Origin of the sequence: Streptacidiphilus sp. BW17, assembly GCF_041262485.1 — a bacterium.
GTDB lineage: Bacteria > Actinomycetota > Actinomycetes > Streptomycetales > Streptomycetaceae > Streptacidiphilus.
This window is the reverse complement of record NZ_JBGCCR010000051.1, coordinates 1-15475: the sequence shown is the minus strand read 5'-3', so window position 1 is coordinate 15475 and position 15475 is coordinate 1. Positions and strand designations below refer to the sequence as shown.

9 protein-coding genes are annotated in these 15475 nt (G+C 69.0%); 8 read left to right on the top strand and 1 reads right to left on the bottom strand.

Annotated features, from left to right (window positions below; genetic code table 11):
* The first annotated feature begins 122 nt into the window (after positions 1-122).
* Positions 123-2903, top strand: coding sequence for a preprotein translocase subunit SecA (secA, locus tag ABH940_RS35090; RefSeq protein ID WP_370072801.1), 2781 nt, complete (start codon positions 123-125; stop codon positions 2901-2903).
* Positions 2904-3226: 323 nt separating this feature from the next.
* On the opposite strand, the gene ABH940_RS35085 is transcribed toward secA, so the two are convergent.
* Positions 3227-3694 carry an Rv3235 family protein gene (locus ABH940_RS35085; RefSeq protein ID WP_370072800.1) on the bottom strand — a complete coding sequence of 156 codons (468 nt, stop codon included), beginning with the start codon at positions 3692-3694 and terminating at the stop codon, positions 3227-3229.
* A gap of 289 nt (positions 3695-3983) precedes the next feature.
* Here ABH940_RS35085 and ABH940_RS35080 point away from each other — a divergent pair, with 289 nt between their 5' ends.
* From ABH940_RS35080 to ABH940_RS35050, 7 genes are all read left to right on the top strand, one after another.
* The gene (locus ABH940_RS35080; RefSeq protein ID WP_370072799.1) at positions 3984-4499 is read left to right on the top strand and encodes a hypothetical protein; all 516 of its coding nucleotides are present in this window, start codon (positions 3984-3986) and stop codon (positions 4497-4499) included.
* Between the two features lie 57 nt (positions 4500-4556).
* Positions 4557-5234, top strand: a complete 678-nt coding sequence (locus ABH940_RS35075) for an HAD family hydrolase (protein ID WP_370072798.1) — start codon at positions 4557-4559, stop codon at positions 5232-5234.
* A 61-nt stretch (positions 5235-5295) separates the two neighbouring features.
* A complete protein-coding gene (pruA, locus tag ABH940_RS35070; protein ID WP_370072812.1) occupies positions 5296-6924 on the top strand; it encodes an L-glutamate gamma-semialdehyde dehydrogenase in 1629 nt (542 codons plus the stop codon).
* Positions 6925-7172: 248 nt separating this feature from the next.
* Positions 7173-12062: an NAD-glutamate dehydrogenase gene (locus ABH940_RS35065; RefSeq protein WP_370072797.1), complete on the top strand. Its 4890-nt coding sequence runs from the start codon at positions 7173-7175 to the stop codon at positions 12060-12062.
* Positions 12063-12330: 268 nt separating this feature from the next.
* Positions 12331-13143, top strand: a complete 813-nt coding sequence (locus ABH940_RS35060) for an ABC transporter ATP-binding protein (protein WP_370072796.1) — start codon at positions 12331-12333, stop codon at positions 13141-13143.
* Positions 13144-13158: 15 nt separating this feature from the next.
* Positions 13159-14106: an ABC transporter permease gene (locus ABH940_RS35055; protein ID WP_370072795.1), complete on the top strand. Its 948-nt coding sequence runs from the start codon at positions 13159-13161 to the stop codon at positions 14104-14106.
* A gap of 161 nt (positions 14107-14267) precedes the next feature.
* Complete coding sequence (locus tag ABH940_RS35050; RefSeq protein ID WP_370072794.1) at positions 14268-15338, top strand: ABC transporter substrate-binding protein; 1071 nt, start codon at positions 14268-14270, stop codon at positions 15336-15338.
* Positions 15339-15475 lie beyond the last annotated feature (137 nt).

Genomic DNA, 15475 nt, shown 5'->3' with positions numbered 1-15475 from the left:
CTGACGGACCTCCCGGCCGAATGGACTCCTCGCATACGATGGGCACGCGGCGGGTGTATCCGCCCGCGAGCAAGGAGCCAGAAACCAGTCGCCCGGTCCGCCCAGGCAAGGAGCCAGCCCACGTGTCCGTCTTCGACAAGATCCTGCGTGCAGGCGAAGGAAAGATCCTTCGCAAGCTCTCCAAGATCGCAGAACAGGTCAACTCCATCGAAGAGGACTTCGTCAATCTGACGGACGCCGAGCTGCGCGCGCTCACCGACGAGTTCCGGGAGCGCCTCGCGGACGGCGAGAAGCTGGACGACATCCTCCCCGAGGCCTTCGCCGCCGTGCGGGAGGCCGCCAAGCGCACGCTCGGCCAGCGTCATTACGACGTGCAGCTGATGGGCGGCGCGGCCCTGCACTTCGGCTACGTCGCCGAGATGCGCACCGGTGAAGGCAAGACCCTGGTCGGCACGCTGCCGACCTACCTCAACGCGCTCACCGGCAAGGGCGTCCACCTGATCACCACCAACGACTACCTCGCCGAGCGCGACTCGGAGTGGATGGGCCGGGTGCACCGGTTCCTGGGCCTCGAGGTCGGCTGCATCCTGGCGAACATGCCGCCCGCCGAGCGCCGTCAGCAGTACAACTGCGACATCACCTACGGCACCAACAACGAGTTCGGCTTCGACTACCTGCGCGACAACATGGCGTGGTCGAAGGACGAACTGGTGCAGCGCGGGCACAACTTCGCGGTCGTCGACGAGGTCGACTCGATCCTGATCGACGAGGCTCGGACCCCGCTGATCATCTCCGGCCCGGCGGACGCCGCCACCAAGTGGTACGCCGACTTCGCCAAGATGGTGCAGCGCCTCAAGATCGACCGCGACTACGAGGTCGACGAGAAGAAGCGCACCGTCGGCATCCTGGAGGTCGGTGTCACCCGGGTCGAGGACTACCTGGGCATCGAGAACCTCTACGACGTCTCCAACACCCCGCTGGTCGGGTTCCTCAACAACGCCATCAAGGCCAAAGAGCTCTACAAGGCGGACAAGGACTACGTCGTCATGAACGGCGAAGTCATGATCGTCGACGAGCACACCGGCCGTATCCTCGCCGGCCGTCGCTACAACGAGGGCATGCACCAGGCGATCGAGGCCAAGGAGGGGGTGGAGGTCCAGAACGAGAACCAGACCCTGGCCACCATCACCCTGCAGAACTTCTTCCGCCTCTACGAGAAGCTCTCCGGCATGACCGGTACCGCGACGACCGAGGCGGCCGAGTTCCACCAGATCTACAAGCTGGGCGTCGTCCCGATCCCGACCAACAAGCCGCCGCTGCGCATCGACCAGGCGGACCTGATCTACAAGTCGGAGCCGGCCAAGTTCGCCGCGGTCGTCGAGGACATTGTCGTCAAGCACGAGAAGGGCCAGCCGGTCCTGGTCGGCACCACCTCGGTCGAGAAGTCCGAGTACCTCTCGCAGGAGCTGCGCAAGCGCGGTGTCCAGCACGAGGTGCTGAACGCGAAGAACCACGAGCGCGAGGCGCAGGTCGTCGCGCAGGCCGGTCGCAAGGGCTCGGTCACCGTGGCCACCAACATGGCCGGTCGTGGCACCGACATCATGCTCGGCGGCAACCCGGAGCACCTGGCCGCGGCCGAGCTGGCGCAGCGCGGGCTCTCCCCGGTGGACACCCCCGAGGAGTACGAGGCCGCGTGGGGCTCCGCGCTGGACAAGGCCAAGGAGGCCGTCAAGGCCGAGCAGGAGGAGGTCCAGGACCTGGGCGGCCTCTACGTGTTGGGCACCGAGCGCCACGAGTCGCGCCGCATCGACAACCAGCTGCGCGGTCGTTCCGGCCGTCAGGGCGACCCGGGCGAGTCCCGCTTCTACCTGTCGCTGGGCGACGACCTGATGCGCCTCTTCAAGGCCGGCATGGTCGAGCGCGTGCTGTCCATGGCCAACGTGCCCGAGGACGTGCCGATCGAGTCGAAGATGGTCACCCGCGCGATCGCGTCCGCGCAGACGCAGGTCGAGCAGCAGAACTTCGAGATCCGCAAGAACGTCCTCAAGTACGACGAGGTCCTGAACCGTCAGCGCGAGGTCATCTACGGCGAGCGCCGCCGCGTCCTCGAGGGCGAGGACCTGCACGAGCAGGTCGACCACTTCATGGACGACACCGTCGACGCGTACATCAGTGACGCGACGTCGGAGGGCTTCGCCGAGGAGTGGGACTGGGAGAAGCTCTGGACCGCGATGGCCCAGCTGTACCCGATCAGCCTGAAGATCGAGGACTTCGAGGACGAGACCGGCGACCGCTCCAGCGTCACCGCCGACGAGCTGGCGGACGCGGTCAAGGAGGACATCCACGCCAAGTACGTCGAGCGCGAGGACCAGCTCGGCGAGACGGTCATGCGTGAGCTGGAGCGCCGGGTGGTGCTCTCGGTGCTGGACCGTCGCTGGCGCGAGCACCTCTACGAGATGGACTACCTCCAGGAGGGCATCGGCATGCGCGCCCTCGCGCAGCGCGACCCGCTGGTGGAGTACCAGCGTGAGGGCTTCGACATGTTCAACGCGATGATGGACGGGATCAAGGAGGAGTCGGTCTCCTACCTGTTCAACCTCGACGTCCAGGTCGAGCAGCAGGTCGAGGAGGTCCCGGTCGAGGAGGCCGCGCCGGTCGACGCGGTGATGGCGGGCGGTGCCGCCGGGCAGCAGCACGTCGAGATCCGCGCGAAGGGCCTGGATGCGCCGCAGCGTCCGGACCGCCTGCACTACAAGGCGCCGACGATGGACACGGCGGACGGCGTGGTCGAGACGGACATCGACATCGACGCGGACGTCGACGACGAGACCGAGGTCGGCGACGGCCTCACCCGCGCCGAGCGCCGCAAGGCCGCGAAGGGCGGCCGTCGCCGCAAGAAGTAGTTGCACTACTAGGGGCGCGAGGAACTGCGCGAGCAGCCACCCTGTGGGGGTGGCACTGCTCGTTCGGCGAGTCACCACCAAGGGTGGCTTGTCGCGCAGTTCCCCGCGCCCCTTGGTGTTGCACCTGCCTGCGGCGGCAAGGCCTCCGCCTGGTCGCGCCCGCGCGGCGGAGCCGCCGTTCGGCAGAGCCCCGCGCCCCTTCGTGCTGCACCTGCCTGCGGCGGCAAGGCCTCCGCCTGGTCGCGCCCGCGCGGCGGAGCCGCCGTTCGGCAGAGCCCCGCGCCCCTTCGTGCTGCAACTGACCCTTCGTGCACAGGTTCTGGTCACCACCGGGACTCCAGGGCGGTGAAGCGCCAGGTGGCGAGCTGGCTGCGGGTGAGGGCGCGGCATTCGAGGCGGAAGGCGAGGGTCTCGGTGCGGTCGCCGACGCGGACCAGGGCGGTGACCTCCAGGACGTCTCTGCGCGGTGCGGAGTCGAAGACCCGCTGCAGGACAGGGACCGCGCCCTCGCCGCGCAGCGCGCCGAGCGCACGCAGCGTGCGGACGCGGTCGTAGACGTCCTCCGTCGCGAAGGCGAGCAACTGCTCCACCGGGCGGCGACCGGTGACCACCTCCAGCAGGCGTTGTGCGTACGCCGCCGCGAGGCGATGGTGCGGGGTGGTCCCCGGGACCGGCGGCCGGCCTGCCGCGTGGGTCGCTCGGGTCGCGCTCAGGCTGTGGATCCGGCCGAGGCGGACCGTCGGGGCGGCGGTCGTCGCGTGGTGGGGTGTCGCGGGCGTGGCGGTCGTCATGGGGCACCTCCGTGGCGTGGTGGGGAACTCGCGACCAGTGCTAATGCCGGGCACTGACAAGGACAAGCAGCCCTGCAACCCCGAGACCGCTTCGGGAAGATTCACTTATCCGAGTGATTCACCCGCCCTGACCTGCAACGACGGGTGCGCGTCGAGCTAAGGGCCGGTCACTGGGTGCGACGAAAAGCCACTCGATCGGTTACGCTGCGCGATCACCGCCGTGGCGTCCCGTTGACCGCTTATCCTGACCTCAGATCTCTCTCCTCCTCCCGGATCCGGAGCGCCAGCGATGCGCGTGTACGTGCCTCTCACCCTGAACGGACTCGCGCAGGCGCACGCCGACGGCGTCGTCGCCCCCGCCCCGCTGCGCGCCTACGCGGTCACCCCGGCGCTGCGCGAGTGGTACCTCAGCGACGACATCGAGGAGTTGGAGTACGCCGCGCTGATCCGCGCCGCGCAGGCCTCGTTGCGGCTGGTGGCCGCGGACGACGCAGCACCCCGGCGTCGGGTCGTGGTCGCTGCGGACGTGCCGGATGCGACGGTCACGCTGCAGGTCCAGGCGGAGCACGAGGACGCCGCCTCCCTCGGTGCGGTGCTGCTGGGCGAGCCGCTGGCGCTGGCGAAGGCCGCGTCGGTGCACGCGGACGACGACGATGCCGAGGTGGTCGAGGACGTCGCCGCCGCTGCCGCCGCGCTCGCGGCGGCGGACACGGGGGACGAGGACGCCCGGTTCACCGTCGACGGCGCCGAGGACCACGAGCTGCTCTGGTACGCGACGCAGGAGATCCCGGGACTGCTGGCCTGAGCACCCCTGGGCGCCCTGAGCGGACGTCTGTCAGAGGTGGGAGATAACGTGCAGAGCATGCACGCACAGCACGCACAGCACGCTCACATCGTCTGGGACTGGAACGGAACCCTCTTCGACGACATCGACGCCGTCGTCGGGGCGAGCAACGCCGCCTTCGCGGAGCTCGACGCGTTGCCGCCGTTGAGCGTGGCCGAGTACCGGGAGTGGTACCGGATCCCGGTGATCGAGTGCTATGCCGACCGGCTGGGCCGGATGCCCTCCCAGACGGAGTGGGAGCGGATGGACGCTGTCTTCCACGCGCACTACACGGCCCGCCGGGACGCATGCGGGCTGACCACCGGTGCGCTGGAGATACTCCGCGCCCGGCCGTCGCAGTCGCTGCTGTCGATGTACGGGCACACCGAACTCGTGCCACTGGTGCGGAGCTTCGGGATCGAGGGCCACTTCCGCCGGGTGGACGGTCGCGACGGCACGTCCGGTACGAGCGGCAAGGGCCAGTATCTGGTCCGCCATCTCGCCGCGTTGGCGGCCGAGTCGGCCTCGGTGGACCTGGCGCGCACGGTGCTGATCGGCGATGTGCCGGACGATGCGGCGGCGGCTGCCGAGGCGGGCATCAAGGCCGTGCTCTTCACCGGCGGAGCCGGTTCCCGGCGTGAGTTGTCGCGCGTGGGGGTGCCGGTTGCCGACACTCTGGCTGAGGCGGTGGCCCAGGCGGAGGCCCTGTGCGCATGATGACTGCATGTCAGATATGTATGCAAACGGCCCCATCCCGGGCGCTCTGGGCGCTCCGGGCATCGACGGCGTCACCCGGGTCCCCGCGCCGCTGAACGAGCCGGTGCACGGCTACGCGCCGGGCAGCCCCGAGCGGGCCCGGCTGGTGGCGAAGCTGGACGAACTCGCCGCGGCCAAGGACACCCCGCTGACCATGACGATCGGCGGAGCCCAGCGCCTGGGCGGCGGCGAGCGGATCGACGTGGTGCAGCCGCACCACCGCTCCGCGCGCCTGGGGGTGTTGGGCAACGCCACCACCGAGGACGTCGGTCGGGCGGTGGACGCTGCGTTGAAGGCCGCTCCCGCCTGGCGGGCGCTCTCCTTCGACGACCGGGCGGCGGTCTTTCTCAAGGCTGCCGACCTGCTGGCGGGGCCGTGGCGGGAGACGGTCGCGGCGGCGACGATGCTCGGGCAGTCGAAGACGGCGCAGCAGGCCGAGATCGACGCACCCTGCGAGCTGGTGGACTTCTGGCGCTGGAACGTCCACTTCGCCCGGCAGGTGCTGGCCGAGCAGCCGGTCTCCTCGCCCGGCGTGTGGAACCGGGCCGACCATCGGCCGCTGGAGGGCTTCGTCTGCGCGATCACGCCGTTCAACTTCACGGCGATCGCGGGCAACCTGCCGACCGCGCCCGCGCTCATGGGCAACACCGTGGTCTGGAAGCCCTCGCCGACACAGACGCTCTCCGCCTGGTACGTGATGCGGGTACTGGAGGAGGCCGGGCTGCCGCCCGGCGTGATCAACATGGTGACCGGGGACGGCGGGGCGGTCTCCGAGGTGGCGCTGGCCCATCGGGCGCTGGCCGGGATCCACTTCACCGGCTCGACCGGGACGTTCCAGCAGCTGTGGCAGCAGGTCGGCCGGAACATCGCCGGCTACGCCGCCTACCCGCGGCTGGTCGGCGAGACCGGCGGCAAGGACTTCGTCCTCGCCCACCCCAGCGCCGACCTCGCCGTGCTCCGGACCGCGCTGGTCCGCGGAGCCTTCGAGTACCAGGGGCAGAAGTGCTCGGCCGCCTCCCGCGCCTATCTGCCGCGGAGTGTGTGGCGCGCGATCAAGGAGGATCTGCTCGACGAGGTGCGGTCCCTGGCGGTGGGCGATGTGTCCGACCTGTCCAACTTCATGGGAGCGCTGATCGACGACCGCGCCTATGCCAAGAACGCCGGTGCGATCGCCCGGGCGCGCGACGACCACAGCCTCGACGTCGTCGTCGGCGGCCACCACGACGACGCCATCGGCTGGTTCGTCGGCCCGACCGTGATCACGTCGTCGGACCCGCGCCACGAGATCTTCGCGACCGAGTACTTCGGGCCGATCCTCGCGGTCCACGTCTACGAGGACTCACGCTGGGAACAGACGATGGACCTGGTCGACACCGCCGCGCCCTATGCGCTGACCGGCTCGGTGATCGCCCAGGACCGGGCCGCGATCGCCCGCGCCACCGCCCGACTCCGGTTCGCAGCCGGGAACTTCTACGTCAACGACAAGCCGACCGGAGCCGTCGTCGGCCAGCAACCCTTCGGCGGAGGAAGGGCGTCGGGCACCAACGACAAGGCCGGCGCGGCGCAGAATCTGCTCCGTTGGACGTCCACCCGGTCCATCAAGGAGACCTTCGTGCCGCCCACCGATCACCGCTATCCGCACATGGGGTGAACCGTCGCGAGTCTGCCCTTGGACAAGTCGTACAGCGAGTACCAAAGATCGTGACGTAGTGCACCGATCCGGCCCCTGACAGTGTCTCTTACCCCAGTTAGGCTCGAGCGGAACCACCAAGGCTTGCCCGACCATCCCGTCCAATGGGGGAAGATAGGGACAGACCCGGTGGATCAAGAACAAACCGCACATCCGTACCGTGCCACCCACCGAGTCACGCAACGGCGCGCGACAGGAGCCAAATAGTCATGCAGACCCAGCTGGATGCAGCGAAGGCCGAACTGCTCAGCAAGGCGGCTCAGGGAGAGGCGCTCGGCAACGGCGCCCTTGCCTCGTACCTGAAGCACTACTACCTGCACACGGCCCCCGAAGACCTGCTCGACCGCGACCCGGTCGACGTCTACGGGGCGGCGGCTTCCCATCACCGACTCGCAGCCAAGCGCCCGCAGGGCGCCGTCGAGGTCCGGGTCTACACCCCGAGCGCCGAGGAAAACGGCTGGTCCTGCGGCCACACCGTGGTCGAGATCGTCACCGACGACATGCCGTTCCTGGTCGACTCGGTCACCCAGGAGCTGACCCGCCAGGACCGCGGCATCCACACGGTGATCCACCCGCAGCTGCTGGTCCGCCGTGACATCACCGGCAAGCTGATCGAGGTCCTCGACGCCGACGCCTGCACGACGGCCGAGCGCCCGGCCGACGCGCTGGTCGAGTCGTGGATGCACATCGAGATCGACCGCGAGACCGACCGCGACGACCTGCACGCCATCGAGAACGACCTGCGCCGCGTCCTCGGTGACGTCCGCGAGGTCGTCGAGGACTGGGGCAAGATGCGCGAGTCCGCGCTGCGCCTCTCCGACGAGCTCCAGCAGACCCCGCCCACCGGCCTGGGCGAGCAGGAGGTCGCCGAGACCTGGGACCTGCTGCGCTGGCTCGCCGACGACCACTTCACCTTCCTCGGCTACCGCGAGTACGACCTGGTGCAGACCCCGGACGGCGAGGACGCGCTGCACGCGGTCGCCGGCACCGGCCTCGGCATCCTGCGCTCCGACCCGAAGGCCGGCGACTCCTCCTCCTTCGGCCGCCTGACCGCGCCGGCCCGCGCCAAGGCCCGCGAGCAGAAGCTGCTGGTGCTGACCAAGGCCAACAGCCGCGCCACCGTGCACCGCCCGTCGTACCTGGACTACGTCGGCATCAAGAAGTTCGACGCCCAGGGCAACGTCGTCGGCGAGCGTCGCTTCCTCGGTCTGCTTTCCGCCGCCGCCTACACCGATTCGGTCAACCGGGTCCCGGTGGCCCGCCGCAAGGTGAAGGAGGTGCTGGCCGAGTCGGGCTTCAGCCCGGAGAGCCACGACGGCCGCGACCTGCTGCAGATCCTGGAGACCTACCCGCGCGACGAGCTCTTCCAGACCCCGGTCGCCGAACTGCTCTCCATCGCCCACTCGGTGCTGTACCTGCAGGAGCGCCGCAAGCTCCGTCTCTTCCTGCGCCAGGACGAGTACGGCCGCTACTTCTCCGCGCTGGTCTACCTGCCGCGTGACCGCTACACCACCCGCGTCCGGCTGCGTCTGATGGACCAGCTGATGCAGGAGCTTGGCGGCTCCGCGATCGACTACACCGCCTGGAACACCGAGTCGGTGCTGGCCCGGCTCCACTTCGTGATCCGCGTCCCGGCCGGCAGCGAGCTGCCGCACTTGACCGACGCCGACATCGAGCGGCTGGAGGCCAAGCTGGCCGAGACCGCCCGCTCCTGGGCGGACGGCTTCAGCGAGGTGCTGGTCCGCGAGTGCGGCGAGGAGCGTGCCGCCGAGGCCGCGCGCCGCTACAACAACGCCTTCCCCGACGGCTACCGCGCCGACTTCACCCCGGCCACCGGCGTGGCCGACCTGCGCCAGCTGGAGTCGCTGACCGGCCCGGGCGACTTCCGGCTCAACCTCTACCAGCCGGTCGACGCCGAGGGCGACGAGCGCCGCTTCAAGATCTACTGGGAGGGCGGTTCGGTCTCGCTGACCGAGGTGCTGCCCGTCCTGTCGCGCCTGGGCGTCGAGGTGCTCGACGAGCACCCCTACGAACTGCGCCGCACCGACGGCTCGGTGGCCTGGGTCTACGACTTCGGCCTGAGGCTGCGTGCTGAGATCGCCGACACCATCACCGACGAGAGCCGCGAGCGGTTCCAGGAGGCCTTCGCCGCCGTCTGGACCGGCAAGGCCGAGAACGACGGCTTCAACTCCCTCGTCCTGCGCGCCGGTCTGAGCTGGCGTCAGGCGATGGTGCTGCGCTCCTACGCCAAGTACCTGCGCCAGGCCGGTGTCGCCTTCTCGCAGGACTACATGGAGGACGCGCTCCTCAACAACGTCCACGTCACCCGCCTGCTGGTGAACCTCTTCGAGGCCCGCCTGTCCCCGGCCCACACGCACAGCGCGGCCGAGCTGACCGAGGGCATCCTGGAGGAGCTGGCCGGTGCCCTGGACCAGGTCGTCAGCCTGGACGAGGACCGCATCCTGCGCTCCTTCCTCTCGTTGATCAAGGCCACCCTGCGCACCAACTTCTTCCAGCGCGACGAGACCGGCGCGCCGCACGCCTACGTGTCGAAGAAGTTCGACCCGCAGGCCATCCCGGACCTGCCGGCCCCGCGTCCGGCCTTCGAGATCTGGGTCTACTCGCCGCAGGTCGAGGGTGTGCATCTGCGCTTCGGCAAGGTCGCCCGAGGCGGTCTGCGCTGGTCCGACCGTCGTGAGGACTTCCGCACCGAGATCCTCGGCCTGGTCAAGGCGCAGATGGTGAAGAACACCGTCATCGTGCCGGTCGGTTCCAAGGGCGGCTTCTTCGCCAAGCAGCTGCCGGACCCGACGGTCGACCGCCAGGCGTGGATGGAGGAGGGCATCTCCTCGTACAAGACCTTCATCTCCGGTCTGCTCGACATCACCGACAACCTGGTCGCGGGCGAGGTCGTCCCGCCGAAGGACGTGGTCCGCCACGACGCCGACGACACGTACCTGGTCGTCGCCGCCGACAAGGGCACCGCGACCTTCTCCGACATCGCCAACGGCGTGGCGGGCGAGTACGGCTTCTGGCTGGGCGACGCGTTCGCCTCCGGCGGCTCGGCCGGGTACGACCACAAGGGCATGGGCATCACCGCCCGCGGCGCCTGGGAGTCGGTCGAGCGCCACTTCCGCGAGCTGGGTCACGACACCCAGGCGGAGGACTTCACCGTCGTCGGCATCGGCGACATGTCCGGCGACGTGTTCGGCAACGGCATGCTGCTCAGCGAGCACATCCGGCTGGTGGCCGCGTTCGACCACCGCCACATCTTCGTCGACCCGAACCCGGACGCGGCGAGCTCCTTCGCCGAGCGCAAGCGGATGTTCGACCTGCCGCGCAGCTCCTGGGAGGACTACAACACCGAGCTGGTCTCGGCCGGTGGCGGCGTCTTCTCGCGCCGGGCCAAGTCGATCACCATCACCGCGCAGATGCGCGAGGCGCTGGGCATCGAGGCGGGCGTCTCCCGGATGACCCCGGCCGAGCTGATGAAGGCGATCCTGCTCGCCCCGGTCGACCTGCTGTGGAACGGCGGCATCGGCACCTACGTCAAGTCGACTGCTGAGAACAACGCCGAGGTCGGCGACAAGGCCAACGACGCCATCCGCGTCAACGGCGGCGACCTGCGGGTCAAGGTCTTCGGCGAGGGCGGCAACCTGGGCGCGACCCAGCTCGGCCGCATCGAGTTCGCGTCGCTGGGCAACAGCGGCGAGGGCGGCAAGGTCAACACCGACGCCATCGACAACTCGGCGGGTGTGGACACCTCGGACCACGAGGTCAACATCAAGATCCTGCTCAACCAGATCGTCAACGACGGTGACATGACGGTCAAGCAGCGCAACACCCTGCTGGCCGAGATGACCGACGAGGTCGGCGAGCACGTCCTGACGAACAACTACGCGCAGAACGTGGCCCTGGCCAACGCGGTGGCGCAGGCGCCGAGCATGCTCAACGTGCACCAGCGGCTGATGCGCAAGCTCGCCGGCGACGGCCACCTCAACCGGGAGCTGGAGTTCCTGCCGTCCGGCCCGCAGATCCGCGAGCGCGCGGCGGCCGGGCGCGGCCTGACCCAGCCGGAGCTGGCGGTCCTGCTCGCCTACATGAAGATCACCCTGGCCGACGAGATCCTGGCCTCGGACCTGCCGGACGACCCGTACCTGCGCGGCAAGCTGCACCGCTACTTCCCGCCGCAGCTGCAGCAGAGGTTCGAGAGCCAGATCGACGCGCACGCGCTGCGCCGGGAGATCATCACCACGGTCGTGGTCAACGAGACCATCAACCGCGGCGGCATGTCCTTCGCCTTCCGCCTCCGTGAGGAGACGGGTGCGACCTTCGAGGAGATCGTCCGCACGCACACCGCGGCCCGCGCGATCTTCGACCTGAAGGGCATCTGGCAGGCCATCGAGGCCCTGGACAACCAGGTCCCGGCGGATGTCCAGACGCGGATGCGCCTGCACGCCCGCCGCCTGGTCGAGCGTGCCACCCGCTGGCTGCTCAACAACCGCCGTCAGCCGCTGGACATCCAGGAGACCATCGACGTCTTCCGCGAGCGGGTCCGCCTGGTCTGGGGCAAGCTGCCGGAGCTGCTCCAGGGCTCGGACCGGCAGTGGTTCGAGCGGGTGCGCGACGAACTGCTGGAGTCGGACGTCCCGGAGGAGCTGGCGGTCAAGATCGCCGGTCTCTCCTCGGCCTTCCCGACGCTCGACATCATCGAGACGGCGGACCGAACCGGTGCCGACGTCCTGGACGTCGCGGAGATCTACTACGACCTCGGCTCGCGCCTGCAGATCGCCGAGCTGCTGGACCGGATCGTCGAACTGCCGCGTACCGACCGGTGGCAGTCGATGGCCCGTGCGGCGATCCGCGAGGACCTCTTCGCGGCCCACGCCACGCTCACCGCGGACCTGCTGGCCCACGGCGAGCCCGGCGCGACCCCGGAGCAGCGCTTCCAGGCCTGGTCCGACTCCAACGCCACGCTGGTCAACCGGGCCCGGACGACGCTCGACGACATAAGGACGTCGGAGTCGTACGACCTGGCCAACCTCAGCGTCGCGATGCGGGTCATCCGCACGCTGCTGCGGACCGGGTCGATGCGCTGAGCAGTGATGGACTGACGCACTGAGTGCGTGAACGTGTGGGGCCCGCGGCGAATCGCCGCGGGCCCCACACGTCTTTTCGGGAAGACCGGTGCAGCCAGAACCCGAGCCAGAACCGAGCCCGAACCTGATCCCGGGCCTGAGCAGAACGCGCAGAAAGCCGAGTTATGCGCACTGCGCCGACTTAATCGCGAAACATGGATGTCACCTGCTCGCAGCCTTAGCGTCATAGCCCTCAGAACGATGGCGAGGACGAAAGGAGCGGGGCGCGATGGCAGCGGGAATTGAACTCGCCAATGTGACAAGGCGCTTCACGTCGCCGACCGGCAAAGTGTTCACGGCGATCCGCGAGGTGAACTTCACCGTGGAACCGGGGCAGTTTTGCGCCGTGGTAGGCCCTTCGGGCTGTGGCAAGTCGACAACTCTGGGCATGGTGGCGGGTCTGGACAAGCCGAGTGTCGGCTCGGTACGGGTGGACGGCGCCGAGGTCGACGGGATCACCTCGGGTGTCAGCTTCATGTTCCAGCAGGACGCCCTGCTGCCGTGGAAGACGGTGCTCGACAACGTGGCCCTCGGCCCGGTCTTCCGCGGCGTGGGCAAGAAGCAGGCGCAGGCCGCCGCGCGTGACTGGTTGCGCCGGGTGGGCCTGAAGGGCTTCGAGGACCACCACCCGCACCAGCTCTCCGGCGGTATGCGCAAGCGCGTCGCCATGGCTGCCGCGCTCATCAACGAGCCGTCGATCCTGCTCATGGACGAGCCCTTCGGCGCCCTGGACGTGCAGACCAAGGCGATGATGTCCAACGAGCTGCTGGGTCTGTGGGAGGAGCTCAAGCCCTCCGTCCTCTTCATCACGCACGACCTGGAGGAGGCGGTCGCGCTCGCCGACCGCGTGGTGGTCATGACCTCCAGCCCCGGCACGATCAAGGGGATCTACGACATCGACCTCCCCCGTCCGCGCGGCGCTGTCCAGGAGATCCGCTTCGAGCCGCGCTTCCTCGAACTCCACCACCAGATCTGGGAGTCCCTCAAGGACGAGGTGGAGCGCGCCCACGCCCGTTCCGGCCATGCCGAGTCTGCCGCGTAAGGAGACGGTCCACTCATGAACAACACATCGCAGGCAGACGGAGGGCGACTCGCACCGCCCCGGGACAACGAGCGCGGCGTCCAGTCGTCCGAGCAGGTCCAGTCCGCGCTCCGCTCGGAGATCGCCAACGACGAGGCGGCGATCAAGGCCAGGGCCGTGCGCCAGGTCCGGATGCGCAAGATCAAGGTCCGGGTGTCCCAGCTCCTGCTGGGAGTTGTGATTCTCGGCGGCTGGCAGATCCTCGCCCAGCAGAAGATCATCGACCCGTTCTTCTTCGGCACCCCCACCGGCGTCGTCTCGCAGCTGGTGGACTGGTTCGAGCACGGAACCGAGTTCGGCTCCATCTGGACGCAGATCGGCGTCACCATGGAGGAGGCCCTGCTGGGCTTTGTCTACGGCGTCCTGGCGGGCGTGGTGCTCGGCGTCGTACTCGGCCAGTTCAAGTTCCTCGCCGACGTGATCGGGCCCTACATCAAGATCGTGAACGCGGTTCCGCGCATCGTGCTCGGCTCGCTCTTCGTGGTCTGGTTGGGCCTCGGTACCCCCGCCAAGGTGCTGCTGGCCGCCGTCCTGGTCTTCTTCGTGGTGTTCTTCAACGCCTTCCAGGGCGTGCGCGAGGTCGACGTCGTCTTCCTGAACAACGCCAAGGTCCTCGGCGCCTCCCGGCTCCAGATCATCCGTCACGTGGTGCTCCCCTCGGCGCTCACCTGGATCACCGCCAGCCTCCACGTCGCCTTCGGCTTCGCCGTCATCGGTGCGATCGTCGGCGAGTTCCTCGGCGCGCAGCAGGGCCTGGGCCTGGTGATCTCCAGCGCTCAGGGGCACTTCGACCCCAACGGTGTGTTCGCCGCGATGGTGATCATCGGTGCCATCGCCCTCACCGCCGAGTTCGGCATCAGCTTCATGGAGAAGAAGCTGCTCGCCTGGCGCCCGGCCGCCCGCCAGGAGACCGCGGGCATGTGAGCCCCGCCGGTTCGTGCCCCCGTCGGTTCGTGACCTTCCGTCAGTTCGCCGGCCCCTCGGTTCGCCAGCCCCGTCGGTTCGTAAGGCCCCTTCGGTTCGCCTCCCCACCCGGCATCCCCACCCGAAAGGCAGTGACAAAGATGTCCTCCAAGAAGTTCTCCGTGAGATCCCGCCGCAACCTGGCCCTGGTGGCCGCCGGTGGTCTGCTCGGTACCCTCGGCCTGTCGGCCTGTGGCTCCTCCGGCAGCGCCGGCTCCGCGCCCGTGGTCAACGGCATGCCCACCGTCACGATGATGGTCGGCGGCATCGACAAGCAGATCTACCTGCCGTACGAGCTGGCCCAGAACCTGGGCTTCTACAAGAAGTACGGCGTCAACATGCAACTGAGCACCGAAACCCAGGGCGGGATCGGCGCCGAGGACGCGATGGCCTCCGGCCAGGTCGACTTCGCCGGTGCCTGGTACGTCCACACCTTCGACTTCCAGTCCAAGGGCAAGGACGTCATCTCCGTCGCCCAGCTGAGCGCCGCCCCCGGCGAGCGCGTGATGTGCAACAAGAACTCCGGCGTCACCACCCCCGCCGACTTCAAGGGCAAGAGCATCGGCGTCACCGACCTCGGCTCCGGGACCGACGACCTGATCCAGCAGCTGGCCTCGCACTACGGCCTCAACACCAGCGACTACCACCGGGTGGGTGTGGGCGACGGCGCGACCCTGCTCTCCTCTCTGCAGCAGGGCCGGGTGGCCTGCGCGATCACGACCCAGCCGACCGTCAACGCGGTCGAGAAGGCCGGGGCCGGTGTCTCCGTCCTTGACCTCTCCAGCCCGCAGGGCGCCACCAAGTGGCTGGGCGGCACCTGGCCCGCGGCAGCGGTGCTGGCACAGTCCGACTGGGTCAAGTCCAACCAGGCCACCGTGCAGAAGGTGGTCGACGCGCTCGTCGCGACGATGCACTGGATCCACACCCACACGGCCGCGGACATCGCCAACGAGCTGCCGCAGTCCTACGTGAGCAACGGTCTGACCTCCAAGGCGGACTACGTCTCGACCCTGCAGCAGGACCTGAGCCAGTTCCTCCCGGACGGCATGATGCCGGCGAACGGCCCGGCGACCGTCCAGACCACGGCGAAGATCGAAGGCGACAACCTCAGCGGTGTCTCCATCCCCGGCACGTACACCAACCAGTACGTGATCGCCGCGAACAAGGCGCTCGGCTTCGGCACCAACGGCTGAGCGGTAACGCGAAGCTCGTGCCATAGGGCGAGTCGCACCATCCAGGGGCGCGGGGGGGGGGGGGGGGGGGGGGCGGGCCCCCCCCCCCCCCCCGGGGGGCCCCCCCCCCCCCCCCCCGAACAAACAAAGAGGCGGGA

Excerpts from the sequence above, each read along its gene's own strand:
- ABH940_RS35085 (WP_370072800.1), bottom strand. The coding sequence starts at position 3,694 with ATGACGACCGCCACGCCCGCGACACCCCACCACGCGACGACCGCCGCC.
- ABH940_RS35075 (WP_370072798.1), top strand. The coding sequence starts at position 4,557 with ATGCACGCACAGCACGCACAGCACGCTCACATCGTCTGGGACTGGAAC.
- ABH940_RS35065 (WP_370072797.1), top strand. The coding sequence starts at position 7,173 with ATGCAGACCCAGCTGGATGCAGCGAAGGCCGAACTGCTCAGCAAGGCG.
- ABH940_RS35060 (WP_370072796.1), top strand. The coding sequence starts at position 12,331 with ATGGCAGCGGGAATTGAACTCGCCAATGTGACAAGGCGCTTCACGTCG.
- ABH940_RS35080 (WP_370072799.1), top strand. The coding sequence starts at position 3,984 with ATGCGCGTGTACGTGCCTCTCACCCTGAACGGACTCGCGCAGGCGCAC.
- ABH940_RS35055 (WP_370072795.1), top strand. The coding sequence starts at position 13,159 with ATGAACAACACATCGCAGGCAGACGGAGGGCGACTCGCACCGCCCCGG.